Origin of the sequence: Bacillus sp. BD48, assembly GCF_046566805.1 — a bacterium.
GTDB lineage: Bacteria > Bacillota > Bacilli > Bacillales > Bacillaceae > Bacillus > Bacillus safensis.
In genome coordinates, this window is record NZ_JANGFM010000006.1 from 268,708 (window position 1) to 292,681 (window position 23,974).

General features: G+C 41.5%; 29 protein-coding genes. 20 read left to right on the forward strand and 9 right to left on the reverse strand.

Annotated features, from left to right (window positions below; translation table 11 throughout):
• Positions 1-13 precede the first annotated feature (13 nt).
• Positions 14-592: a TetR/AcrR family transcriptional regulator gene (locus tag ACLGGR_RS17850; RefSeq protein ID WP_024425822.1), complete on the reverse strand. Its 579-nt coding sequence runs from the start codon at positions 590-592 to the stop codon at positions 14-16.
• 177 nt (positions 593-769) lie between these two features.
• Between ACLGGR_RS17850 and ACLGGR_RS17855 the strand changes: the two genes are divergently transcribed.
• The 7 genes from ACLGGR_RS17855 (at position 770) to ACLGGR_RS17885 (ending at position 8,194) form a co-directional block, all read left to right on the forward strand.
• Complete coding sequence (locus ACLGGR_RS17855; RefSeq protein ID WP_410973623.1) at positions 770-1,315, forward strand: VanZ family protein; 546 nt, start codon at positions 770-772, stop codon at positions 1,313-1,315.
• Positions 1,316-1,780: a DUF6884 domain-containing protein gene (locus ACLGGR_RS17860; protein WP_410973624.1), complete on the forward strand. Its 465-nt coding sequence runs from the start codon at positions 1,316-1,318 to the stop codon at positions 1,778-1,780.
• 152 nt (positions 1,781-1,932) lie between these two features.
• A complete protein-coding gene (locus tag ACLGGR_RS17865) occupies positions 1,933-2,562 on the forward strand; it encodes a rhamnogalacturonan acetylesterase (protein WP_081124113.1) in 630 nt (209 codons plus the stop codon).
• A 153-nt stretch (positions 2,563-2,715) separates the two neighbouring features.
• Positions 2,716-3,756 (forward strand): NAD(P)/FAD-dependent oxidoreductase, encoded by a 1,041-nt coding sequence (locus ACLGGR_RS17870; RefSeq protein WP_024425818.1) that lies wholly within the window; start codon positions 2,716-2,718, stop codon positions 3,754-3,756.
• A gap of 68 nt (positions 3,757-3,824) precedes the next feature.
• A complete protein-coding gene (locus ACLGGR_RS17875; RefSeq protein ID WP_251217110.1) occupies positions 3,825-5,429 on the forward strand; it encodes a helix-turn-helix domain-containing protein in 1,605 nt (534 codons plus the stop codon).
• A 110-nt stretch (positions 5,430-5,539) separates the two neighbouring features.
• Entirely contained in the window at positions 5,540-6,466 is a 927-nt protein-coding gene (locus tag ACLGGR_RS17880) for an ABC transporter substrate-binding protein (protein ID WP_251217111.1), read from the forward strand.
• 12 nt (positions 6,467-6,478) lie between these two features.
• The gene (locus ACLGGR_RS17885) at positions 6,479-8,194 is read left to right on the forward strand and encodes an ABC transporter ATP-binding protein (protein ID WP_251217112.1); all 1,716 of its coding nucleotides are present in this window, start codon (positions 6,479-6,481) and stop codon (positions 8,192-8,194) included.
• Between the two features lie 58 nt (positions 8,195-8,252).
• On the opposite strand, the gene ACLGGR_RS17890 is transcribed toward ACLGGR_RS17885, so the two are convergent.
• Positions 8,253-8,579 (reverse strand): YnfA family protein, encoded by a 327-nt coding sequence (locus ACLGGR_RS17890; RefSeq protein WP_251217113.1) that lies wholly within the window; start codon positions 8,577-8,579, stop codon positions 8,253-8,255.
• A 356-nt stretch (positions 8,580-8,935) separates the two neighbouring features.
• On the opposite strand from ACLGGR_RS17890, the gene ACLGGR_RS17895 reads away from it, so the two are divergent.
• From ACLGGR_RS17895 to ACLGGR_RS17915, 5 genes are all read left to right on the forward strand, one after another.
• Positions 8,936-9,502, forward strand: a complete 567-nt coding sequence (locus ACLGGR_RS17895) for an RNA polymerase sigma factor (RefSeq protein WP_410973625.1) — start codon at positions 8,936-8,938, stop codon at positions 9,500-9,502.
• Entirely contained in the window at positions 9,499-10,245 is a 747-nt protein-coding gene (locus ACLGGR_RS17900; protein ID WP_323649778.1) for an anti-sigma factor, read from the forward strand. Before ACLGGR_RS17895 ends, ACLGGR_RS17900 begins: the two co-directional genes overlap by 4 nt.
• Positions 10,246-10,346: 101 nt before the next feature.
• Positions 10,347-10,850, forward strand: a complete 504-nt coding sequence (locus tag ACLGGR_RS17905; protein ID WP_251217115.1) for a hypothetical protein — start codon at positions 10,347-10,349, stop codon at positions 10,848-10,850.
• 90 nt (positions 10,851-10,940) lie between these two features.
• Positions 10,941-11,966 (forward strand): zinc-binding alcohol dehydrogenase family protein, encoded by a 1,026-nt coding sequence (locus ACLGGR_RS17910; protein WP_142946308.1) that lies wholly within the window; start codon positions 10,941-10,943, stop codon positions 11,964-11,966.
• Positions 11,963-12,490: a YfiT family bacillithiol transferase gene (locus ACLGGR_RS17915; protein WP_142946307.1), complete on the forward strand. Its 528-nt coding sequence runs from the start codon at positions 11,963-11,965 to the stop codon at positions 12,488-12,490. Before ACLGGR_RS17910 ends, ACLGGR_RS17915 begins: the two co-directional genes overlap by 4 nt.
• A gap of 51 nt (positions 12,491-12,541) precedes the next feature.
• Here the strand turns inward: ACLGGR_RS17915 and ACLGGR_RS17920 are convergent, their stop codons facing one another.
• A complete protein-coding gene (locus ACLGGR_RS17920; RefSeq protein WP_024425228.1) occupies positions 12,542-13,021 on the reverse strand; it encodes a MarR family transcriptional regulator in 480 nt (159 codons plus the stop codon).
• A gap of 168 nt (positions 13,022-13,189) precedes the next feature.
• Between ACLGGR_RS17920 and mprF the strand changes: the two genes are divergently transcribed.
• From mprF to ACLGGR_RS17935, 3 genes are all read left to right on the forward strand, one after another.
• Entirely contained in the window at positions 13,190-15,760 is a 2,571-nt protein-coding gene (mprF, locus tag ACLGGR_RS17925; RefSeq protein ID WP_410973626.1) for a bifunctional lysylphosphatidylglycerol flippase/synthetase MprF, read from the forward strand.
• A gap of 92 nt (positions 15,761-15,852) precedes the next feature.
• The gene (locus ACLGGR_RS17930) at positions 15,853-16,401 is read left to right on the forward strand and encodes a thioredoxin family protein (RefSeq protein ID WP_142946304.1); all 549 of its coding nucleotides are present in this window, start codon (positions 15,853-15,855) and stop codon (positions 16,399-16,401) included.
• 332 nt (positions 16,402-16,733) lie between these two features.
• Positions 16,734-17,201 (forward strand): thiol-disulfide oxidoreductase DCC family protein, encoded by a 468-nt coding sequence (locus ACLGGR_RS17935; RefSeq protein WP_251217119.1) that lies wholly within the window; start codon positions 16,734-16,736, stop codon positions 17,199-17,201.
• Between the two features lie 36 nt (positions 17,202-17,237).
• On the opposite strand, the gene ACLGGR_RS17940 is transcribed toward ACLGGR_RS17935, so the two are convergent.
• Entirely contained in the window at positions 17,238-18,494 is a 1,257-nt protein-coding gene (locus ACLGGR_RS17940; protein WP_142946302.1) for a transcriptional regulator, read from the reverse strand.
• Between the two features lie 275 nt (positions 18,495-18,769).
• Here ACLGGR_RS17940 and ACLGGR_RS17945 point away from each other — a divergent pair, with 275 nt between their 5' ends.
• The gene (locus tag ACLGGR_RS17945; RefSeq protein ID WP_251217120.1) at positions 18,770-19,357 is read left to right on the forward strand and encodes a nitroreductase family protein; all 588 of its coding nucleotides are present in this window, start codon (positions 18,770-18,772) and stop codon (positions 19,355-19,357) included.
• A 38-nt stretch (positions 19,358-19,395) separates the two neighbouring features.
• Here the strand turns inward: ACLGGR_RS17945 and ACLGGR_RS17950 are convergent, their stop codons facing one another.
• The 3 genes from ACLGGR_RS17950 to ACLGGR_RS17960 all read right to left on the reverse strand — a co-directional run bounded on the left by ACLGGR_RS17950 (position 19,396) and on the right by ACLGGR_RS17960 (position 20,672).
• Positions 19,396-19,551 (reverse strand): YfhD family protein, encoded by a 156-nt coding sequence (locus tag ACLGGR_RS17950; protein WP_024425223.1) that lies wholly within the window; start codon positions 19,549-19,551, stop codon positions 19,396-19,398.
• Between the two features lie 61 nt (positions 19,552-19,612).
• Complete coding sequence (locus tag ACLGGR_RS17955) at positions 19,613-19,723, reverse strand: YfhE family protein (RefSeq protein WP_017358836.1); 111 nt, start codon at positions 19,721-19,723, stop codon at positions 19,613-19,615.
• A 52-nt stretch (positions 19,724-19,775) separates the two neighbouring features.
• On the reverse strand, positions 19,776-20,672 hold the full coding sequence (locus ACLGGR_RS17960; protein ID WP_410973627.1) for a TIGR01777 family oxidoreductase: 897 nt from the start codon (positions 20,670-20,672) through the stop codon (positions 19,776-19,778).
• Between the two features lie 94 nt (positions 20,673-20,766).
• On the opposite strand from ACLGGR_RS17960, the gene recX reads away from it, so the two are divergent.
• Together recX and ACLGGR_RS17970 are read left to right on the forward strand one after the other, a co-directional pair.
• Positions 20,767-21,558, forward strand: a complete 792-nt coding sequence (gene recX / locus ACLGGR_RS17965) for a recombination regulator RecX (protein ID WP_410973628.1) — start codon at positions 20,767-20,769, stop codon at positions 21,556-21,558.
• A 3-nt stretch (positions 21,559-21,561) separates the two neighbouring features.
• Positions 21,562-21,876, forward strand: a complete 315-nt coding sequence (locus ACLGGR_RS17970; protein WP_047202061.1) for a YfhH family protein — start codon at positions 21,562-21,564, stop codon at positions 21,874-21,876.
• A gap of 22 nt (positions 21,877-21,898) precedes the next feature.
• Here ACLGGR_RS17970 and ACLGGR_RS17975 read toward each other — a convergent pair whose 3' ends face one another.
• Positions 21,899-22,072 (reverse strand): YpzG family protein, encoded by a 174-nt coding sequence (locus ACLGGR_RS17975; RefSeq protein WP_008360604.1) that lies wholly within the window; start codon positions 22,070-22,072, stop codon positions 21,899-21,901.
• A gap of 25 nt (positions 22,073-22,097) precedes the next feature.
• A complete protein-coding gene (locus tag ACLGGR_RS17980) occupies positions 22,098-22,247 on the reverse strand; it encodes a small, acid-soluble spore protein K (RefSeq protein ID WP_003217849.1) in 150 nt (49 codons plus the stop codon).
• 116 nt (positions 22,248-22,363) lie between these two features.
• Between ACLGGR_RS17980 and ACLGGR_RS17985 the strand changes: the two genes are divergently transcribed.
• Positions 22,364-22,636: a YfhJ family protein gene (locus tag ACLGGR_RS17985; protein ID WP_024425219.1), complete on the forward strand. Its 273-nt coding sequence runs from the start codon at positions 22,364-22,366 to the stop codon at positions 22,634-22,636.
• 300 nt (positions 22,637-22,936) lie between these two features.
• Positions 22,937-23,920 carry a glycosyltransferase family 2 protein gene (locus tag ACLGGR_RS17990; RefSeq protein WP_142946297.1) on the forward strand — a complete coding sequence of 328 codons (984 nt, stop codon included), beginning with the start codon at positions 22,937-22,939 and terminating at the stop codon, positions 23,918-23,920.
• Positions 23,921-23,974: the final 54 nt, after the last annotated feature.

Genomic DNA, 23,974 nt, shown 5'->3' on the forward strand with positions numbered 1-23,974 from the left:
GTGCTGTACTAAATTAAGGTGTCTCTATGCCAAGTGCGTAAAGAAGAAATTGCTTCACCTCTCGCTTTTGAATCAGAACCTCTTCTGTATCTGTTTCGGTAAATAAGTACATTTGCTCAGCAGACGATTCAAGTAAACCGATAATGAATTTGGCTGCATATTGACAGTTCAAATTCGCACGGACCCTTTTGTCCTGCTTTGCTTTTTCTAGAAAAGCAGCCACCCATTTGTAAATTGGCTCATAAATATCTTCCCATTCCTTTAAATGCTCGGTGGCGGCTAAGCCTGAGTAGGTCAGGGCAAGGACATCACGGTATTGCCTTGTAAAAGCGAAAATGAATTCAACAAGCGCATCTGCTTGATCGAGGACATCTGCATGCTGAGTTAATTCCTTTTCGATCGCAGGCACCATCTGTGCGATCAGATGTTCTGCGATAGCAGGCATGACGGAAAGCTTTGAAGGAAAATATAAATAAAACGTTCCTTGCGCTACTCCTGCTGCTTTCACAATATCCGAAATGGTCGTCTTTTCAATTCCTTTTTCTTTAAACGCATCAATCGCAGCAAGCATAATCTTTTCTCGTTTCGACATATCATCACCGGCCTTAAATGACTGAATGTCATTCAGTTTAGCGAGAAAATGACGATTTGTCAATATGGTTTTTCTCTTCATTGAATGTGAGAATAAGTGATGAATAGATGCGGTCAAGCCTGAATAAGCTGTAAATATGGTCAAGCATCATCATGTGAGAAAGGGGCAGCTCTCTGTATGACATCCAGTGCTATGTTTTCCATTGTTTATTTTCTCCTGCTCGTCCCGCTCTATTTACATATGAGATACAGGCAGGCAAAAAAGCACAATCGTTTTATCTATTTGCGGGTAGAATTGGTCCTTGCCTGTCTGTTTATTTATACGAATGTTTTACTATATTTGACGGTCTTTCCAAATCGTTTTTCCGCCCCAAGGGATCAGGTGAGTGTTAACCTCATGCCTTTGCAGTCCATTTATCAAAACCTTCACGCCTACCATCACGGCTATCCAAATCTTGTCTTTTTAAATTTAGCAGGCAACATATTGTTATTTGTGCCACTCGGTTTTTTTCTATATCAAGCCTTTCGAACCATGCGCTGGCAAAAGGCGGTTCTTGGGGGCTTTCTCCTGTCAACCATGATTGAATTGCTCCAATGGATGTTCTCGCAATCTGGTATCATTACAAGAAGCAGCGATATTGATGATATTCTCTTAAATACACTTGGCACAGCGTTAGGCTGTATCATGTATCAGATATATCGAAAAAGGAAGGAGAAAACCTGAGTGAAGCGAGTTTGTATCATTCCATGTGGCGCAAAGAAAATTTGGGACGTCGATCCACAAGCAGGGAGCCAGCCGGCGAACCTCGTTTATTTAAGTCCGCTGCATCAGCGTACGAAAAGCTATGCCCAAACGTTTTTTTCAGACTGGATGATCGTATCAGCGAAGCACGGATTCTTAAAGGCAGATGATATCATACATGAAAATTATGATGTGGCTTTTGGTACACCGCATGCTGAACAGATCACACGAGAAGAACTGAGCCAGCAATTTCATCAAAAAAATCTTTTCGCATATGATGAACTGGTGGTACTAGGTGGAAAGAAATATCGAAAAGTAATCGACCCTTTATTACAACCTCATCAAAAAGCGAATTATCCGCTGGCTCCATATAAAGGAATTGGCTACATGCTTCAGGCGTTACATCAAGCAGTGGAATCAAAAATAGAACTTCCGCCGCATATTTAACACATTCACATCTACCAGTAAGCAGGGTTTTGATCATTAAAAAGAGAATAATTGAAATAGCGATGCTGATTGTTTCATATCTTTTCAGCAGCCATTAGGATGCCCGTATCGCTCGGGTGAAGTGGCTCAATGAAAAAGGGAGGCGTATGAACATGACAACCATCTATTTAGCTGGTGATTCGACCGTTTCATCTTATCCAGATCGTCCTGTTCAAGGAGGATGGGGAGAGTTTTTACACCGCTATACAGCGCATGGGGTGAACGTCGAGAACCGTGCCATTGGTGGAAGAAGCTCAAAAACATTCATTGAAGAAGGACGCCTTGATGACATATTGGCTGACATTCAGCCAGGAGACTGGCTTTTCACACAAATGGGGCACAATGATGCTTCCAAGGAAAAGCCTGAGCGGCATACAGATCCTTTCACGACGTATAAAAGCTACCTGTCTCAATATATTCATGGAGCAAGAGCAAAGGGGGCAACACCACTTTTACTCACGCCAGTCGGCCGTTTTCATGAAAAAGACGGAGAATTTATCAATGATTTTCCTGATTACTGTGCCGCTATGAAAGAGCTAGCTGATGAAGAAGAAGTTCTTCTTGTTGATTTAAATACAGTAAGCCTTCAGTTTTATCAAATTTCCGGTATAGAGAAAACAACTTCTTACTTTATGCTGTCAACAGGAATTGAGGATCGCACACACTTTACAAAAGAAGGCGCAGATGCGATTGCAAGACTTGTTTCTCTTGAATTAAAAGACCTTGGTTTAACCATTGTGTGATGGATGACAGGACGAGTGAGTGCTCGTCCTGTTCTTTTTTTGCAGAAAGCTATTGATTCCCTTCACTAGAGTAGACTACAATAGGTACATATGATAATGAGAATCAATATCACTGAAAAATAGATCATTCGATGGAAAACTGGAGGGACTCAAATGACAGATCAGCTTGAATTGTTTGACGTCACCATTATTGGCGGCGGTCCAGCAGGCATGTACACCGCCTTTTATAGTGGGATGCGGGACTTAAAGACGAAGGTACTTGAGTACAACGAAAGCCTTGGCGGGAAAATCCTTCTGTATCCTGAAAAGGTCATTTGGGATGTCGGCGGTTTGCCGCCAACAAGAGGAGAACAGCTGATACAGCAGCTGGAAACACAGGCGAAAACATTTGAACCAGAGATTGCACTGAATCAAAAAATCACGTCATTCGAGCGAGATGAACATAATCATATCCTGCTGACGGCTGAAAATGGTGATCGTCATTTGACAAAGACCCTCATTTTAGCGATGGGTCACGGCATTCCAGTTCAGCGGAAACTTGAAATCGAGCATGCTGACCGCTATGAAGTGACAAACCTTTATTACACTGTCCAGGAGCTCAAGACATTTGCAGGGAAGCGGGTTGTTATTTCTGGAGGCGGCGATTCAGCGGTTGACTGGGCAAATGCCCTTGCTCCGATTGCTGAAAGTGTCACCGTCGTGCATCGCCGTGACATGTTTGGCGGACATGAGAAAAACGTCGCCAATATGAAGGCAACTTGCAAACGAATTTTAACCCCGCATGAACTGACAGAGCTGCATGGTCAAGGCGACAAAATTGATGCGGTCACCATTCAAAACATAGAGACAGGTGAAAAAGAACGAATAGAAACAGATGCTGTGATCGTCAATCACGGGATGAAAGGCGATTTAAGCGTGCTGTCAGAATGGGGCCTCAAGCAAGGTGAATGGGGACTGATCGAGGTCAATGAAAAAATGGAAACCAATTTACCGGGCGTCTATGCGGTAGGCGACTTGTGTACACATAAAAGCAAGGTCCGCTTAATTGCCGGTACGTTTGTTGATGGAGTCAATGCACTGAATAGCGCGAAGCTTTACATCGAACCAGAAGCTGAAAAAGTGGCGTACGTTTCTTCTCATAACGAACGCTTTAAAGAGAAAAACAAAGAATTACAAACGGCTGGAGCTCGTTAATGAATATCCAGTCAACCAATGAGTGCTAAAATTTTAGCACTTTTTTTATATGGAAGGAGAAAGAGAAAATGACAACCCGTACTCATACCATTCTGCGCATAAAAGAAAGTGGAGAGCGATCACTTTCTGTCAAACAAGCAGTTTCCTGGCAGACATCTTTCCCGATGTTCTTGACATGCGATGGATCTGTGAGAATTGAAATGGAAGGATTGCAATATCAGCTAAACGCAAAAGACAGTATGTTGATCCGCTCAGGTATAAATGTAATGCTCCAATCTTTATCCAACGAACAGGTGGCCATTTATACGGTCACATTTGATCAGTTTATCCTGGCAAATGATGCGCAAAATGAATTGGTTTTTAAGATGAGCTATGATGATCTGCCGGATAATGGAGCAATGGTCAAAGGCTCTGCCATGCTTTTTTCCTACATCAAACAAATGAAGAGGAGTCAGTGCATCCAAGAACAGGAGAAAAGGCTGGAGGACATCATGCTCATTTTTCACCGTCAATCCAAGCCATACACTGAGAAGGTGCATTATTCTATTGAAATGATTTTGCAGTATATGGCGCAGCATTATGAAAAAAAGCTAACGAGAAAAGACTTAGCCCATAAGATGGGTTTTCATGAGAGTTATTTTTCGACCTTTTTCAAACAAAGTATGGGACTGAGTGTGACTGACTATCTTGCACAAATTCGAATAGATGAAGCAAAAAAACGTCTTTTGCAAACAGATGATCAAATTCAAATGATTGCGCGGCAAGTGGGCTATACAGACAGTTTATATTTCAGCAGGATATTCAGGCAGAAGACAGGAAGGTCCCCTAGTCAGTTCCGAAACAATCGAAGACCAGAGCGAATTGCTGCTTTTCAATTTGCCGGGTCATTGGCCGCACTAGGCATTCGGCCTGTCTGCATTGATCAAGAAACCTTTCTCCATTCAGATATACTCAAAGATCAGCTGGCCGGTGCGCTGGTCATAGATGAACACACGCCTGATGACGTATTCAAATCACTTCAACTAGATTTAATCATTATTCCGAACTATTTTTATTCGAAGCCTGCGTTGATTAAGCGGTTGGAGCGGATTGCCCCTGTCCTTGTTCTGCCATATGCCGGTGGTCATGTGGTACAAGAAGTCTTATCTACAGGCCGCCTGTTAGGAAGAGAGAAAGAGGCAGATGATTGGGTGAAACGCTTCGAACATCTGAGTCAAAAGGCAAGAAATGATCTATCTTCCTTTAGGGAAAAAGGAGAGACAGTGGCGATTTATGAAATGAGAGGACATGACAAAGTGTATATGTGGTCCTATGATGCTAGAGGCGCCTTCTATCTTTACGACACGCTGGGCTTAAAGCCTCCGAAGGCCATTCAAGAAGAAGTCCTTCTCCCCAATCGACATACAGTCATTCCTTTAGAGAGGCTTGGAGAATACGAGGCGGATCACATGTTTTTTATCGTCGGAGTTCAACATGGGTGGTATGAGCTCATGGACAAGCGCTTGGAAGAAAGTGATGTTCTCCGGCAATTATCGGCAGTGAAAAACGGTACCTTTTATCCATTAAAACTGGAAGAGTTTCGCTTTGATGAAGGAGAGCGTGCACTTCTTTTAATGGATCGGTTTGTCTCTACATTGACAAAGCCAGCCTATCCAACAATTGTCCATATGTAAGTTGCGAGAATCCTCCATAGACCACTTCGGATGAGGTTGATAAAATACATGAGACTAGTAATTGATAACTATTCTCATTTGTATCAGGGAAATCAAGGAGGAATACTCATATGAAAAAAACATATTGGATATGTGCTGTCATCTTCATGCTGGTATTGTCAGCCTGCGGTAATAAAGAACAAGCCAAAACGGCAGAATCAAAGAAGCAAACGAAAACAGTTGAAACAGTAAAAGGGAACATAGAAATTCCAGCTGAACCAAAACGAATTCTCGTAGATGGATATTTAGGGAGTGTGATTGCACTTGACGTTCATCCTGTGGGATCAACCACGCAGGATTTAAAGAATGTTCACTTAAAAGACAAGATCAAAGGTATAGAAGATATTAGTGACGAGCGTTCAGCTGAAAAAGCACTGAGCTTAAAGCCTGATCTGATTATCACCGCAGTACAGGATGAAAAAGTCTATGATGTGTACAAAAAAATAGCGCCTACCATCGTGTATCCTTACGGTTCTTTCAAAGATGCACATGAAGAATTGACGACGCTGGCAAAAATTTTAAATAAAGAAGAGGAAGGAAAAGCATTCCTCACCGCCTTCGATCAACGAATTGAGGCTGCTAGGAAAAAAGTGAAGTCAGCTTTAAAAGAGAATGAAACAGTCTCGATCATGGGTGCTTTTAAAAATGATGTCTATGTATATGGTAACGGAATTTACCGAGGCGGACAGGCGCTATATCAACAATTGAAAGTGAACCCGCCAAAAGAGGTTGAAGATACAATTTTAAACAGTAAGACAGGCTATGAGGTACTCTCCTATGAAACCCTTCCGAAATATGCAGGGGATTATATATTCATTGATGAATCCAATGGCGGGACATTTGATAAAAATAATTCCATCTGGAAGAGTTTAAAAGCTGTCAAAAAAGAGCAGACCTATCAACTGGATACAGAATTCTTTTGGCCTTATGATCCCATTGCAGTCATGAATCAAGCTGAAAAGTTTGCTGATTTATTGACAGATTTATCTAATCATTAGGAGGTCTGTCAATTGTTCAAACGCTTTTTTTCATACTATAAACCCTATATGGGGCTGTTTATATTAGATTTTTCTTGTGCTGTACTGGCGGCCTTACTCGAACTATCCTTTCCACTAGCCATCAGTAAAGTGATGGACGATTTATTGCCAAATGGTAATTGGGATGCCATTTGGTTCTGGGGCAGTTTGCTGCTCATTTTATATGTCATCAGCTCCACCATGCATTACGTTGTGACTTATTTTGGCCATAAGTTGGGGATCAATATTGAGACCGATATGAGGAATCAACTATTCTCTCATGTACAGAGAATGTCATTCCGTTTCTTTGACCAAAAGAAAACAGGAAAACTCGTTTCCCGTATGACCAATGATTTAATGGATATTGGAGAGATGGCACATCACGGCCCAGAGGATTTATTTATTGCTGTGATGACATTAACGGGCGCGTTTGGTTTGATGCTATCGATTAACTGGCAGCTTGCGGTTCTCACATTTATTGTCGTTCCATTCCTGATCGGCTTATCTGTCTACTTTACGAAAAAAATGTCTGCTGCTTTTGATAAAATGTTTTCAAGCATTGGACAATTCCATTCCCGTGTGGAAAACAATATTAGCGGCATTCGTGTGGTGAAAGCCTTCGGGAATGAGTCACATGAAATGGATCGTTTTATCGAGCATAACGAGCAGTTTAGAAAAACAAAACTGACAACGTATCAAATGATGGCACTGCATACAGCAGTGAGTCATTTACTCATTAAAAGTGTCACCGTATTTGGGCTGGTGTGCGGTGCATGGTTTGTGCTGCAAAAAAATATGACATATGGGGAATTTGTTTCATTCGTGCTATTAACAGGTATTTTCTTAGGACCCATTCAACAAATCAATGCAGTCATTGAAATGTATCCAAAAGGTGCAGCAGGCTTTAAACGATTCGCATCACTGATCGACCAAACACCAGATGAAAAGGATGATGAGGATGCAATCGAAGTCCATCAGTTAAAAGGGAATATCATTTTTGATCATGTATCTTTTCAATATGAATCAAATAAACCTGTGCTGCATGACATCAATTTTGAGGTCAAACAAGGAGAGAAAATTGCCATTGTCGGTCCATCCGGTGCTGGAAAATCGACGCTTTGCAATCTGCTTCCCCGGTTTTATGAATGGCAGGAGGGGAGTATTACAATTGATGGCATAGACACGCGAAAGATGACACTTGCATCGCTGCGCGCACAAATTGGTGTCGTTCAGCAGGAGATTTATTTATTCCATGGGACGATACGTGAAAACATCCTTTACGGGAAACTGAATGCATCTGAAGAGGAAATTTGGCAGGCAGTAGAGAAGGCTCAGCTAATGGACTTAGTCAATAGTTTGCCAAAAGGGCTTGATACGGTCATTGGTGAGCGCGGGATGATGTTATCTGGAGGACAAAAACAGCGTATCTCCATAGCACGTATTTTCTTGAAAAATCCGCCCATTTTCATTTTAGATGAGGCGACCTCTTCGCTTGATACCGAGACAGAGTCTTTTATCCAAGCATCACTAGAAGAGCTGGCTGAAGGACGAACGACCTTTATCATTGCGCATCGTTTAGCGACAATTCAGCATGCCGACCGCATTATCGTTCTCACAAAAGAAGGCGTAAAAGAGCAGGGAAAACATGATGAGTTACTCAAAATGAATGGACTTTACCGTCGTTTATACGAAACACAATTTAGAATGTAACATTTCAAAAAGGGCTAAAAATCATTTTAGCCCTTTTTGATGTATAGAAAATGAGAAATTAACTACGAGGCGCAAATAACATCACACTGACTCCAGCCAAACAGATCAAAGCCCCCATCCAGTCATATAGATCAGGTGTTTTTCGATCGACCCACCAGCCCCAAAACACAGCAAGAATGACAAAAACACCGCCATAGGCAGCATAAACCCGTCCGAAAGTCGGGAACTGCTGGAAGGTCGGAATGATGCCATATGCAACCAAGATGAGGCTGCCGGCGATGCCGAAGCTGACAGGTTTTGCTTCACGCAGCCAAAGCCATACCAAATAGCCGCCGCCAATTTCTGCTAAACCTGCTAATAAAAAAAGAACAATTGTCACTATCATATAAGGACACTCCAATTTCTCCAATTTACACCCTATTATGACATGAGGAAAGAATGCGTTCTACCTCAATTGAATTGAGAGGGAGACGAGAGTTTGCTAAAATCAGCTGATCAGAGAGTGGTCACACATGGATTCTTGACTTTTGTACTAGGAGTGATCCAAATGGTCTGTTATGCCGTAAAGTAAGTACATTCTCATGAGGAGCACACTTCCTTTTTCAGCGCTCTTTTTTTCTCCTTGAAAAAAGAGTAAAGTACAAGGTAGGCTTATTTCAGTAAATCGAGTGATAAGCAATACGTGAAGGATTTCATGATGAATACGCATGCTCTTTCTCATGAAAAAGGAAGGAGATGACCATGGACACATTGCAAGATTTTGAGCTGTATCACAAGATCAAATATGATCGTCACAAGCCCTCGCTTGAAGTGCTGTACGATCGCTATGAACGTGTATTATATTCGTTTATTTATAAAATGACTGGCAACCGTGAGCTCGCGGAGGAAGTGCTTCAAGAGGTCTTTATCAAGCTCTGGCGCGGCATAGGAGAATATCATACGGATAAAGGGAAATTCTCCTCGTGGTTATTCATGATGTCACGCAACACAGCCATAGATCTCATAAGAAAGAACCGGAATGAAACGGCTTTGGAAGACGAGCATATTGAATATTTAGCCGATCATCAAGAAGATGTATCAAAAGAAGTGGAATGGAACGAGGAAAAACAAATCATTCGTGAAGCAGTATCTACACTGTCAAAAGAACAGCAAAACATCATAGAAGATGTCTATTTTAAAGGGATGACACAAAAGAGCATCGCGGAAAAACTGGGCATCCCTATTGGTACGGTAAAGGGAAGGGTTCGATTGTCATTGAAGCATTTGCGATCAAAACTGTCTCGCGGAGGAAAGGAGGAAGAGGCATGACTCAGTGTAAACATCAAGTGATTGATTATTTCAACGGGCATTTACAAGGAGAAGAAAAAACGCAATTTGAAGAGCACATCAAGCACTGCTCAGCTTGCAAAGAAGAGCTTGAAGAATTGACATCGCTCATGTCTGACATTCCATTTCTAGCAGGTGACCAAACACCTCCGGCAGGGATGAAAGATCGTATTTTATCCCAGGTGTTTGAAGAAGAGACAGTCGAAGAAAAGAACAGCCATAAAAAAGAGCTCAAGGCTGCACCTGAGCCAAACGAAATCAAACCGCTGCAAAAGAAACGAAACCAGTGGCTCTTACCGCTCGTTGCGGCACTGCTTCTCATTTCAGCAGCTGGAAATGTGTATTTCTTATCGAATGGAAAAGAACAAGCAGAAGAACCTGTCAGGGTTGTTGCCACAAAATCGCTGACATCGGCCGCATCACCAAAAACGACGGGTGCTTTTTCAGTGATAGAGCATAACGGCAAAAAAGAACTTGTGGTGAGTGCAGACGGCTTAAAGGGTCAACTTGATTCATCTGCTGTTTATCAAGTGTGGCTCATTAAAGGAGATCAGCCGGTACCAGCCGGTGCTTTTAAAACAGATAACAAAGGGGAAGGAACTGTCACCTATGCGTTATCTGAAAAAGAAGCAGGCGAATCATGGGATACCGTGGCTGTTACCCTTGAACCAAAAAAGGATAACAAGCTTCCGCAAGGTCCTGTCGTACTAAGCGCTGCTTTTTAAGATTGATTCATGAAAAGGATGCCTTCTTGGGGCATCCTTTTTTGATAGCGAAGGGGGAACATTTAGGTAAATGAAACGTAGTACATATGGAGGTGAAATACATGAAAACATCAATAGAAAAAGACCTATTTCTCTTATCAGTCAGACATGCATTGATTGCCTGTTATTTTTTAGTGTTTCCGTTCGCTGCACAAATCCTTTATACCCCATCACCTTTATTCATCGTCCTCATCGCTCTTTTTATGATTCATAACCTAACAGAAAGTATCATTTGGTTCTACAAATCGAGAAAGATTAGAAAGCACCAGTCTGGTGATTTATCAAAACGCGGACAAGTCTTTAGCCAGCTCATGCAAAGAGTTGAACAGCTCTTTATCTTCGGTTTTGTGATTCTATTGATCAATGAATGGATACAAGGAAGGGCGGATCTATCTACACTCTCATTCACTCTTTTTCTATTGATCATCGTTTTTCTACAGCACGTCCAGTTTTATTACGTTCAGCTGTTTTTTAAATCGAACAGCTGGTTCACTTATGTTCCTTCTTTGCAAAAGGCTCGACCTTCATACATGGCGAGGGAGCGAAAGGCCCTGAAAAGGTCATAAATGTGCCATCACTCGTTTGATCCAGCCATAAACATCAGAAAATTATGATAAAATGTGGAAAGAAAGAATGGAGAAAGGGAGTGCGAGCGAGTGAAAGCAGTTGGACTATTGGAGTATTTGCCGATTGAGCATGAGCAAAGCCTGATGGATCAGGAGGTCGAAAAGCCTAAAGCGTCTGGCAGAGATGTACTCGTGAAGATAGAGGCTGTGTCTGTGAACCCAGTTGATACAAAGGTGAGATCACCGAAGGATCAGAAGGAAGAAAAACTGAAAATTCTAGGCTATGATGCAAGCGGTACGGTTGTTGAAGTGGGCGAAGCGTGTACATTGTTTCAGCCAGGTGATCACGTATACTATGCGGGAGATATTACACGTCAAGGCTCGAATAGTGAATACCAGCTTGTGGATGAGCGTATTGTGGCGAAAAAACCTGCCAATCTATCCTTTGCAGAAGCAGCCGCAATGCCCCTTACAACAATTACGGCTTATGAGGCTTTATTTGACCGGATGCATATGAAGCGGAATGCTGAAGGCTCAACCTTGCTGATCATTGGTGGTGCAGGCGGTGTTGGTTCTATCGCCATTCAACTAGCTAAATTAGCGAAGGCCACTGTGATCGCTACCGCATCAAGACCAGAAACAAAAGAGTGGTGTCTGTCATTAGGTGCCGATCATATCATTGATCATCATCAGCCGCTTTTAGCGCAGCTCGAGGAAAAAGGAATCGGCGAAGTGGATTTTATTTTATGCTTAAATGATACAGATGGACATTTCAAAGGCATGGCAGAAGCCATCAAACCTCAAGGCACGATCTGTACCATTGTCGAAAACCAGCACAACCTAGACATTCAATTACTCAAAAATAAAAGTGCGGCATTTGTATGGGAATTCATGTTTACACGTCCTATGTATGAAACAGCGGACATGATCAAACAGCATGAGCTTTTGACAGAGGCGAGTGAGTTATTTGAGCAGGGAGAAATAACGCATACCTTAACAAAGGTTCTCAGTCCAATCAATGCTGCTAACTTGAAGCAGGCACATCAAACGCTTGAGCAAGGAAAGATGATTGGAAAGTTTGTGCTTGAAGGATTTGAGGGAGGGGAGAGCGTATGACGTCATTACAGTATCCGATTGGCTTATATGAACCGGTTGAAACAAAAACGAATGCACAGCTTGAAGCCTGGATTGATCAGCTGGCTGCAATCCCCGAAGAGTATGAAGCGGTGACCGCGCCGCTTACAGATGCTCAGCTTGATACACCTTATCGGCCGGGTGGATGGACTGTTCGTCAGCTTATTCACCACGTAGCAGACAGCCATCTAAATGCATACTTACGATTCAAACTTGCTTTGACAGAAGATACACCGGACATACGTCCATATGATCAGGAGGGATTTGCCTCACTTCCTGACAGCAAGGCGCCCATAAGTTTATCCCTGCCTTTGATCAGCAGTCTGCATCGCAGGTGGGTCACTTTACTGCGGGGAATGTCAGAGGAAGACTTCAACGCTTCTTATTATCACCCTGCCGATCAACAAACGGTGTCCTTATATGATGCAGCTGGAATGTACGTCTGGCATTCCAAGCATCACCTTGCTCATATCACGGAATTAATCAAAAGAAATCAGTGGAATTAAAGGAGTAAAAAAGACGGACCCCAAGTGACCGTCTTTTTTCCTTTTCTTTTGTTAACCGCGTTCAGGACGCAGTGCTTTTTCTAAGATAGCAAGGCCTTCATTGACTTTTTCTTTTTCCTCGTCATTGAGCCGCTGCAGGGAATTTTTGATTTTTTCGTGTCCTTTTTGATAAATACTTCTGAAAATATTTTTCGCTTCCTCTGTCAGCTCTACGACAATGATTCTCCGGTCACGCTCAGAGTGCTTTCGCACGACAAAGTTAGACTGTTCTAACCGGTCAAGCAGACCTGTCATATTGGACAAAGAAGCGCCCATTTTTTCAGCGATTTCAGATACTTTGAGAGAGCCATGGTTATTGAGCAGCATGAGAACCTTCATTTGAGGCATACTCATATCAAGCTTCATCCATTCAGAAACATCTCCAAGACCTGCAGCTGTGAGCACTTTCATATAAAGAACCCATGTCTTTTTTTCCTCTGGAGATAGAATCTCTTCTTTTAATACGGTGGTGTCATGAATATTATATTCCACGCTTGTTCACTTCCTTTAAGCGGCTCTTATTCTTTATATTACTGATTTTTACTTCTAATTGAAAGGATCGTCAAGCTTTTGAATGTTAAACTGCATGAATCAAGTGGTATTTGTTGTATAATAATGTTCAGTTGAAATAATTGAAGCAACCTAGAAAGTTGGGAAAACATGTGGAACAAAAAAACGGGTATGACGGTCTTAAAAATGCTATTTCCGATCGTGATTATCCTTGTCTTGATCTTTGTCGCGAAGCAGGAGCTGAGCGGACTTTCCATTAAAAAGACGTTTTATATTATTGACAGCTTGAACAGAATGGACTTGTTTATTCTTGTCTTTCTTGGACTTGTCGCGGTTTTATCGATGTCCTTATATGATTTTATTTTACGAAAAAGCCTGAATATGCCGATCAGCGGCTGGAAAACGATACGTATTTCCTGGATTGCGAACTCCTTTAACAGTGTTCTTGGATTTGGCGGTCTATCAGGAGCAGGGCTTAGAACGCTTCTCTATAAGGAGTACATAACAGATACGAAAAAACTGCTGAAAGGCATTGCCCTTTTGACTTCCTCTGTCCTTTTGGGTTTATCTATTTTCAGTGATTTGATCTTGGTCAGGGTGCTTCCTGTTGAAAGTATTATCAGCCAAGAGCCGTGGCTATGGGCATTTGTCATTATCTTTGCCTGTATTGTACCGATATATATCATCATGGCATCCATTCGAAAAAGCTCGATTGAGAGCGGTGAAAATGGACTGAAGCATCCAATTTACGCTTATATCGGTGCATCGTTTTTAGAATGGCTGGCAGCTGGTCTTGTCATGTACATGGCTGTCGTCTCTATGGGGATGAATGTCGATGTCCGAATTGTCTTAGGTGTATTTGCGATTGCGTCAATCGGCGGTTTAATCAGTATGGTTCCGGGCGGCTTTGGTTCGTTTGACCTCATCTTTTTACTGAGCATGCAGTACATTGGTTTTGATAAAGAGATGGTGCTGACGGCGCTCGTCTTGTACCGCTTCGTGTACTCGATCTTCCCGTTTATCCTAGGGCTTTGTCTAGCTGCTTACGATTTAACGGGAACGACGCTTAGACGTCTTGAAGGCAATCCGAGAATGGCGCCTGCCATTGAAACAACGAACGTCTTAATTGTTTTGCACCGTGCTTTATTAATCCGTTTATTGTACGGATCTTTATCGATTTTAACCTTTGGAAGCGGCCTTCTCATCATGGCGTCTGTTGTGCTTCCAGTCGATCGATTAGGTGTGATTACCAGCATTCCGCACTTTCTGTTATCGGGATTTAATGGTCTTTCTTTAATGTTCGGAATCATTCTGATGATTTTGTCCATTGAAGTGTATAAAAGAACGAAAAGATCGTACGTGCTGACAATGATCTCCTTAGCAGGCGGTTTTGTGTTTACTTTGTTAAAGGGATTTAACCTTAGTCTGATCTTTATTTTGCCAGTCATCATGGCTGTGTTTTTCTCTCTTCGAAATCAATTTGTGAAGCAGCAGGCACCTTATTCCTTAAATCAGTTTGTGGGGGCTGCCGCTGGTTATTTACTCGTGCTCTTTAACTATAATGTCATTGGCAACTTTATTTGGACAAAAATCGGGCATTTCTTGAGTAAGGATTACTTGGTGCATAATGAACGGCATATCACGATGACAAGCATGATCGCTCTCATCGGTGTACCGCTTTTCTTTTTCATTAGTAAATTGATTTTTAATAAAAAAGCCTTTCCGATTGGAGAAAAAGCAGATGAGGAAAAATTAAAAACGTTTTTAGAAGAAAAGGGCGGAAATGCTCTCAGTCATCTTGGCTTTTTAGGCGACAAAAAACTATTTTTCTCAAGTGATGGAGAAGCGATGCTTCAGTTTGGTCGAATTGGGCGCTGCGTCATTGTGCTCGGAGATCCATCTGGACGTGAGGCGTCTTATCCGCTTGTACTTGAAGAGTTTTTACAGGAGACAGAAAAAGCCGGCTACCGAGTTGCTTTTTATCAAGTAGAACGAGAAGGGATGGCTCTCTATCATGACTTAGGCTTTCACTTCTTTAAGCTTGGGGAAGAAGCCATGGTCGATTTAGAAACGTTTTCTCTGTCAGGTAAGAAAAAATCAAATTTACGAGCTGTGGCGAATAAGTTTGAACGAGAAGGCTACACCTTTGAAATGCTGGAACCGCCCTTTTCAGATGAGTTGATCTCAACCTTAAAACAGATCTCTGACAGCTGGCTCGGAAAGAAAAAAGAAAAAGGATTTTCGCTCGGTTATTTTCAAGAAGACTATCTTCAAAAAGCACCGATTGCGATTCTAAAGGATGAACAAGGGCAGATCATTTCCTTTGTATCATTGATGCCGATGTATCAAGAAGGGGAGATTTCCATTGATTTAATGCGTCATATGCATGATGCACCAAACGGGATGATGGATGCGCTGTTTATCCACCTGTTTCAATGGGCGAAAGAAAAAGGCTACAAATCGTTTAACATGGGAATGGCACCTTTATCGAATGTGGGCACGTTCCATCAGTCCTTTCTCACGGAGCGTTTGGCGAGTGTCATTTTCAACAATGTCAGATATATGTACAGCTTCAGCGGATTACGGTCGTTTAAACAGAAATATAAGCCGGAATGGCGCGGGAAATATTTAGCGTATAAAAAGAATACGTCACTGCCTGTCACAATGGTGCTTGTCACGAAGCTGATCGGGATGGACCCAAATCGAAAACGGCGTCCATAAATCCAAAGACCTTTACCTTTCACTAGGTGAAGGTTTTTTTAGACAAAAGAATAGCAAAAGTGGTAAAGTTGAAGGATAAGGGGGATGTTCATATGACATTAAATGAATGGTTTACAAAGGGATTAACTGAACGTACATATGTACACAATATGGAGAAAAACCGGGAAAATCTTCTCACGGTGTACAACCAGTACGCAATTCATCAAAAAGAAAAAGAGCTGCTGCAAAAGCTGCAAAAGAAAAAGCTTAGAGCGCTTGTCATCACTGCGGATTGGTGCGGGGATGCGATGGTCAATGTACCGATTTTCATGCGTATTGCAAATGAAGCACTCATTGATGCGCGCTATTTCATTAGGGATGAGCATCTAGACCTGATGGATCAGTATTTAACGAACGGGACCGCAAGATCGATTCCGATTATCGTCATCATTGATCAGGATGGGAATGAAGTGGGGAAATGGGGACCTCGCTCAGCAGAAGCACAGCGCTTTGTCGACGAGAAAAAACCGGACAAAGACGCACCTGATTATGAAGAAGCTTTTCAAGTATTTGCGAAAGAAGCCGCACATCACTATACGACAGACCGTTACTTATGGAAAGATATTGAGAAAGAAATAGTAGAAATTTTGGCAAAAATATAAACCAAAAGACTACTTCGCCGCAATGGGAAGTAGTCTTTTTTTATCTTGTTTTTGCGTTTTACCTACAAAACACCGCATAAAGATGTAGAAAACCGCAGAATTCTATCAAATACCGCAGAAAACCGCAAAGCACCACGATTTTCCCAACCACTTTTAGTTGAAAAACCTCATATATGCCATGAAATCAATGATTTTGCCCTTATCCAAAGGCTCATATAACGCACAACGGTTGGCTTTTTCCCAATACAAGAGGCCCAGCAACTATAGTAATCTAGTTGTAATCTCCTTTGAACGAACTAAAAAATTGACGGAAAAGGACAGGCGATCAATTTATGAAAAAAATCATTTATCTCGATCAAGAAAAAAAGAAACTCGCTGAATCGAAAAAAAGAGAACAGCGTTCCATCAAATCACTAAGGCTGCTTGTGTTTTATGACGGACAAAGTCCTTCATGTGCAAAAATGATTGATTTATTAAAATCACTCGATTGGAAAAATCGGATTCATTTTGAATCCTTTAGACACTCGCAGCTGCTCAAACTGAATAAAATAAGTGAAGAGAAGGCGGAAAAACGAATCGTGTCTATTTCCCTAGCCAAAAATCAAAAAAATTCAGGGATTTATACTTGGCTGCGTATGGCTTGCCATATCCCTGCATTATGGGGAACGGTCCCATTCATCGTGCTCAGCATCTGGCTAGGCTTTGGACAGCATGCGTACGATTTTTTTGCAAAAAGACGGTATATTCATTCTGTCAAACGGATGAACCATCATGATACAGATCAACAAAAGACCATTTAACAAATAAAAAAAGCATGACCTTCGATCGGCAGAAGGTCATGCTTTTTTGTAATAGGGAAGATATACCGCTAAATGATCAAGCAGCTTCTTTGTATAGGACTGATACGCCCGCTCATCAAGCTCAGCACCTGCATAGGTAAGCAAGGTTCTAAGAGCAAACAAATATTCACTGTGCAGCTCATTGTGTTCAAAGTAAGGAAGGGCTGCTTCGACCAAATAGGTTTTCAAATCAAGAGGGTTTTCCTCAATCATCAATTTATAGATTTTGATCATATATAAACAGTTTGGCTGAATACGAGGCTGTTTTAACAGCTCGTGTATGTAGGGAAGTGCTTTTTTGCGGTCATATTCAGCATATAGTGTCGCAATTTCATATAGCGTTTCACAGTAACGGTCTTCTATCTGCTCTTGATTAAAGTAATTGAGTGAATCTAGTAAATAAGGCACAGCTGAAGAGAAATCGCCTTCACGTTTTAAGAGCACCCCGTAATAAAAATAAGCGGACATTTTAATATAGGCATCAGGGTGAAGGGACGTGTGCAAAATCACTTCCTTTATATATTTCTTCGCAGTTTGATAGGCTTTTAGTTCAAGTGAGATCACACCGTGAATGAGTGTACAGTGAATAATCCGCTTGAAATTGTTTTTTTGTCTATATAAATCCATCGCTTGATGTGTCGCTTCAAGCGCATCACCCAGCTGTCCCATGTTTCCAAGGGCTTTTGCATAGTGATAATACAAATCACTTTGTTCAACTGAGGCGTAGGAAAAGCAGCTTTCAAGCTTTTTTAACCCATCTTCAAGCTGACCAATCTTAATTTGATGAATGCCGTCTAGATATTCAAAAATTTCTTTTTCTGTTTCAATAAAGGTTTTTTCGAATTTTTTGAGCACGCGGTGTGTTTTTAAGGCAAGCGGCTGTTTTTCTGTTAATAAATAAAATTGAAATAAAGACAAATGATACTGAATGCCTAAATCCAGCGAAAAGAACTGCTCCTCGTGCTGAATGATCATTTCTGCATTTTGTTCTGCCTGATCGAGAGCATAGAAGTACATATTCATTTGAAACTCATCCAAGAGTGACAGCAGATGACGCGCCTTTTGTGACAGCGTTTCTTGGCTGATGCCAAGCCGTTCAAGCAGCAGATTGATCGTATCTTGATTGGCCTCCTTTGAGCCATTTTCAATCTTACTTAAATGAGAGACAGAACAAATTCCTTCTGCCAATTCAGATTGGGTCATATTTTGTTTATAACGGTAGAGCTTAATGATTTGTCCAATATTGATTTTCATTCCATCCAGAAGCCTCCCTTCCAATCATGGTTGAAAGCCTTTTGACAAAAAAACCTGATCAGACAAAATGGGAATAATTTAAAATCATTTCATCATCTTGGCTTTTTTCTCAAAATTTGTTTAAAACGTAATATGATTGTAACATTACTTGAAAAAGTCAAACAACTATTTAGCAGACCGGAGGAGGGATACTCGATTTGCAACTGCACGCGATGATGTTTATAATGTGAATGAGAATCAATTTCAATTAAGGTTGATTGAAAGGATGAATATAAATGCCAGAAACAAAACAACAAACAGAAGCGTTAACGGTTCGAGACGCTGTCAGATATAGACGAACGATTCGAAAATTCAAAGAAACACCGGTGACGATTGAGCAGCTTCAGCCGTTATTAGAGGATGCGGTCTATGCACCGAACCATAAAATCACGGAGCCGTGGCGCTTTTTATATGCGGTGACAGATGAAGCAAAAACGACTTTTGTAGAGCGCTTCATTGCTTTTTTTCAGCGCAACAATCCAGATACAAAAGAAGAAAAGCTCAACTATTATAGAGATTACTTTTCAAAAGTCCCAGCGCTTTTACTTGTCGTGCTAAGAGAAGACGAGAACCCTGTGGTGAGAAATGATGATTTTGCCGCCGTGAGTGCGCTCATTCAAAATTTGCAGCTGCTTGCTTGGGATCAAGGAATCGGTATGGTATGGAAGAGCGGACGTATTTTATACGATAAAAGCTTCCAACAAGACATGGGGTTAGAGGAAAACGAACGTTTTGCTGCGATCCTTCATATTGGATATCCAGAAGAGGTGCCTGAGGAAAAATCACGTCAGAAAGCAGCAAGCCTTCTCACTGAAATCAAATAAAAGAAAAGCAGACCGCTGAATAAGGTCTGCTTTTTTACTTATTGTTTTTTGGCGCGCTGGTCGGCTGCTTTCATACGTGCCATTGCTTTTACGTCATTTGGATCTGCAAGTTCTTTGGAAAATTCAACATATTCGCCATCCGTCTCTTGTGCCGCGAGCTCATGGTTGGATTTTTTGTGTTGGTCTTTTTTCAAAGTCTTTCCCTCCTTTACAAGATCACTTTAGTTATGTGCTTGTTGGAGGGGAATATCCGTCTTATTTGTTTCTTTTTTCTGCTGCTCTTTCCGCTTTTTTGAATTCCTGCTGATACAGGACTTCCTGGGTTTTCTTCAGCTTCGAAGTTGGCTGGTGTTCTTTTTTCTTCATCAAAATCGCCCCCTCATCTCATTTCTAATAGGATGGGTGTTTTTGACAACATTTATTCCTCAGAATGCAAAATCGCTTCTTTTAGTTCAGGGTGCAAAAAGTCATAAGATGAGAGCAGCGCTTTTTTTGGCAGAGCACGCTGGCCTTCTAAAACAAGTAATGACATTTCACCAAGTGCTGTTTTGATCACAAAAGATGGCACCTTCAGCCAATGGGGACGGTGAAGGGCAGAAGCAATGGTTTGTCCAAGCTGTTTCATTTGAACAGGGTTCGGTGATGTCACATTGAGCGGACCTGACAGGTCGTCATTGTGAATCGCATAAGCAATGAGATGTGCCACATCCTCAACATGGACCCATGAAACCCATTGCGAGCCAGAGCCGATTGTCCCGCCAGCAAACAGCTTGTAAGGAAGTGTCATCAGCGGCAGTGTGCCTTTTTCGCCTAACACGACGCCAAAGCGTGTGTAGACCGTACGAATGCCGAGGGCTTCAATCCTTTGCCCCTCAGCCTCCCAAAGCCTTGATGTATGACTTAAGAAATCAGAATCCGCAGGAGGTGATTCCTCCGTAAAATCTCCTGTTTGAGATGTGCCATAGATTCCGACAGCACTTGCCTGAATCAGCACAGAAGGTTTCGATTCCTGCGCTTCTATAATGCGTCTTACCTCTTGTGTTGATTTGAGCCGGCTGGAGAGGATGCCTTCTTTTGCCTTGTCTGTCCAGCGCGCGAAAATGGATTTTCCAGCAAGGTTAATCCATACATCGATGGCAGGCAATTCATGCTCAGGTGCAGCACCTTCAGTCAGCCACTGCACATAATGTAAATGATTTTGTTCGGATTCCTTTGGATTTCTTGTTAAAATATATAGATGATGTCCCTCAGCAGCGAGCACTTTTGTGACATGCTGGCCGATAAAACCGGTTCCTCCGGTAATGGCGATATTCAATTGACATCTCTCCTCTCATATACATACCTATATCTTTCACGATTTTGAATCAGAAGAAACATCCTGACTGTTTTGGAAAAGGAGTGATCACAGGATGCCCTATATTACAAAAATTTCTGCTCAGAAAAACAATACAGAGCGGGTAAACATCTTTCTTGATGAAAAGTACGCCTTTAGCGTTGATTTAGATGTGCTCGTCCAGCACGATTTGAAAAAAGGAAAAGAGCTGGACGAAGCAGATATCATCGAGATTCAATTCGGTGATTCGGTGAAAAAAGGATTTCAGCAGGCCGTTGATTATTTATCCTACCGAATGAGATCAGTAAAAGAAGTCACCGATTATTTAACGAAAAAAGAAATCCCTGCACCAGCTATTAGTGAAATTATACACAAATTAAAGCATTATAAGTATTTAAATGATCTTGAATTTGCAGAAGCCTATGTCAGCACCCACCGGAAAACGAACAGCAAAGGACCGTCCGTCCTAAAAAAAGAATTGAAGCTCAAGGGGATAGACGACGACACGATTGAACAGGCGCTGTCGCAATACCCTGATGACTTACAGCTGGAGGAAGCCGTAAAGCAGGTTCTCAAGCTAGTCAAAAAAGAAAAAAATCGTTCTGCAAAAGAGATTGAGCAGCGCATCAAGCTGCAGCTGCAGCGAAAGGGATTTTCGTTTGAGATCATTGATAAAGCCCTTCAAGAAGCCTATGATGGACAAGAAGAGGAAAAGGAAGAAGAAGCCCTCCTTTATATGCTGGAGAAGGCAAAACGCAAGGCAGGATATGACGGATCATTTGAAAAAAAGATGAAAGTGAAGCAATTTTTATTCAGAAAAGGCTTTGATCTCGATACAATTGATCACGTTTTAGACAAAGGGGAATGACAGATGGAAAAACGCTATAGTGAGATGACAGAATATGAATTGAAGCAGGAGATTGCCGCCCTTTCTGAAAAAGCACGAAAGGCTGAGCAGCTTGGCATTGTGAATGAATACGCAGTTTTAGAACGGAAAATCGATATGGCGAAAGCCTATTTATTAGATCCAGCCTTGATTCAAACCAAAACAACTTATCAAATCAAAGACACTGAAGAAGAGTTCTATGTAGAATATCTAAATGGCGTTTTTGCGTGGGGATACAGAGTATCGGCTCCAAATAAAGAAGATGCCCTGCCGATTTCAATGCTGACGCAAAAGGACTGATCCAAGTGATCAGTCCTTTTCTTTACTTCGAACGCTGTTTACGGACGTTGTTCTGAAGTACGATGTCGTGCTGCGTTTGCTGCGTTTCTCCGTTGACCTGAGAGGCAGAATGCTTTGCATTTGCCCATGGTTGAGGGTAAGCGGTTGTCCTTAATTGAACAAAGTCTGCCATATACGATTTCCCATTTGAACTCATATCTCAAGCACTCCCTTTGGAAAAATTAGCGTTTCCCTGATGCCCTCATACGTTCCTGTGGACGTGTATTCGTTTCACCATTCGGCCGTTTAGACGCATAAGCATCTGTAGCGCCTGGTTCGCCTTCAAACTTGTGATTTACCTGATTTGGAAAGCCTTTTGCTTTATTACGCATATCGATTCCCTCCAAACAATACAAATCATTTGCGTCTTTTGAAGACGTAAGGGTAGTATATGAAAAAAGAAGTTTTTTTAAAAAGGCACTTTCTGCTAGATGAAGGAGGAACAGGCATGGAACAATACTTTGAGCGACTAACAGAACAACTTATGGAAAAAAACAATATGCTGACATATGACGAAGCACGTACATGGGTAGAGCTGCTTTGGAGTGATTTTGAAACGACTTATGCAAAGGCTGGCCGCAAGTATAAGGGACAGGAAACAACAGAACGAATTGTCCAAGAGTGGATCGAGAGCTACGGCGCGCAGCTGCATTTATTTCAAAATAAACAATCAAAGGCAAACGAGCATCTGCAACAAAACAATCGAGGGCTGCTTCACTAAAAAGGCTGCCCTTTTACTTCCATTCATCTTTTTCAATCATTAGGAAAATATACAAATGAACTAATAATTTTATGAAACAATACCCAGTCTGTGATCGAAATTACAGGCTTTTTACAATGATTAAACTTAAAATTACATTAAATTCATCCTGCCGAAAATCACTGGAAATAAAACTCTGATATAATGAAACGATTAAAGAGACATGTAATTTATGGATAATAAAAAAGTGTTTCGTTTTCTGACAAAAAAGGAATAATGAACATATCAGACTATGTGAAAAAAGTGAAGAGAAGGTGCGATATGGAACGGGAACTGCTCTCTGTTATAATTCCTTCTTACAATGAAGGTGAAAACATCAGACGAATCTTTGAGGCACTCGAGGAAGAGTTTCGCGATTTTCATTATGACTTTGAAATCATCTTTGTGAATGATGGAAGCAAAGACAAAACACTTCAATATATGAGAGAGCTCTCTCGCAAAAGTGCAAAGGTCAAATATATTTCCTTTTCGCGTAACTTTGGAAAGGAAGCCGCTATTTTGGCAGGTCTTGAGCATGCAAAAGGAGCAGCTGCGATTATTATGGACGCTGATCTGCAGCACCCGACGTATTTAATTCAGGACTTTGTCAGAGGGTATGAAGAAGGCTATCATCAAGTCATTGCCAAACGAAATCGTAAAGGTGACAGCAAGCTGCGCTCTTACCTGTCATCCATGTACTATAAGGTAATGAACAAGGTAGTAGAAGTGGACTTGCGTGATGGCGTCGGAGATTTCCGTTTAATTTCACGCCAAGCCATCGATGCATTGCTTCAGCTGAAAGAGGGAAATCGTTTTTCGAAAGGGCTTTTTTGCTGGATTGGGTTTGAAGAAAAGGTCATCTATTATGAAAATGTAGAAAGACAGCATGGTGATACAAAATGGTCACTGAAGAAATTATTTAACTACGGCATAGATGGCGTCATTTCTTTTAACAACCGCCCGCTGCGAATTTGTTTTTATACTGGCATACTGATCTTATTTCTCTCATTGATTTACATCGTGGCCACCTTTATTCAAATTGTCAGAACGGGCGTGATGGTACCTGGTTATTTCACTTTAATATCGGCTGTGCTTTTCCTCGGAGGTGTCCAGCTTTTAAGTCTAGGTGTGATTGGAGAATATATTGGCCGTATTTATTATGAAACGAAAAAGAGGCCGCATTATTTAATCCAGGAATCAAATGTGATGGAACAAGAGACAAGCTCAAAGGAACAAGACCGAGTGTTAACACAGTTATTTAAATAACGTGGAGTCAAATAACCGGCAAGCACGAATCGCTTGCTGGATTGTTTTGTTTCA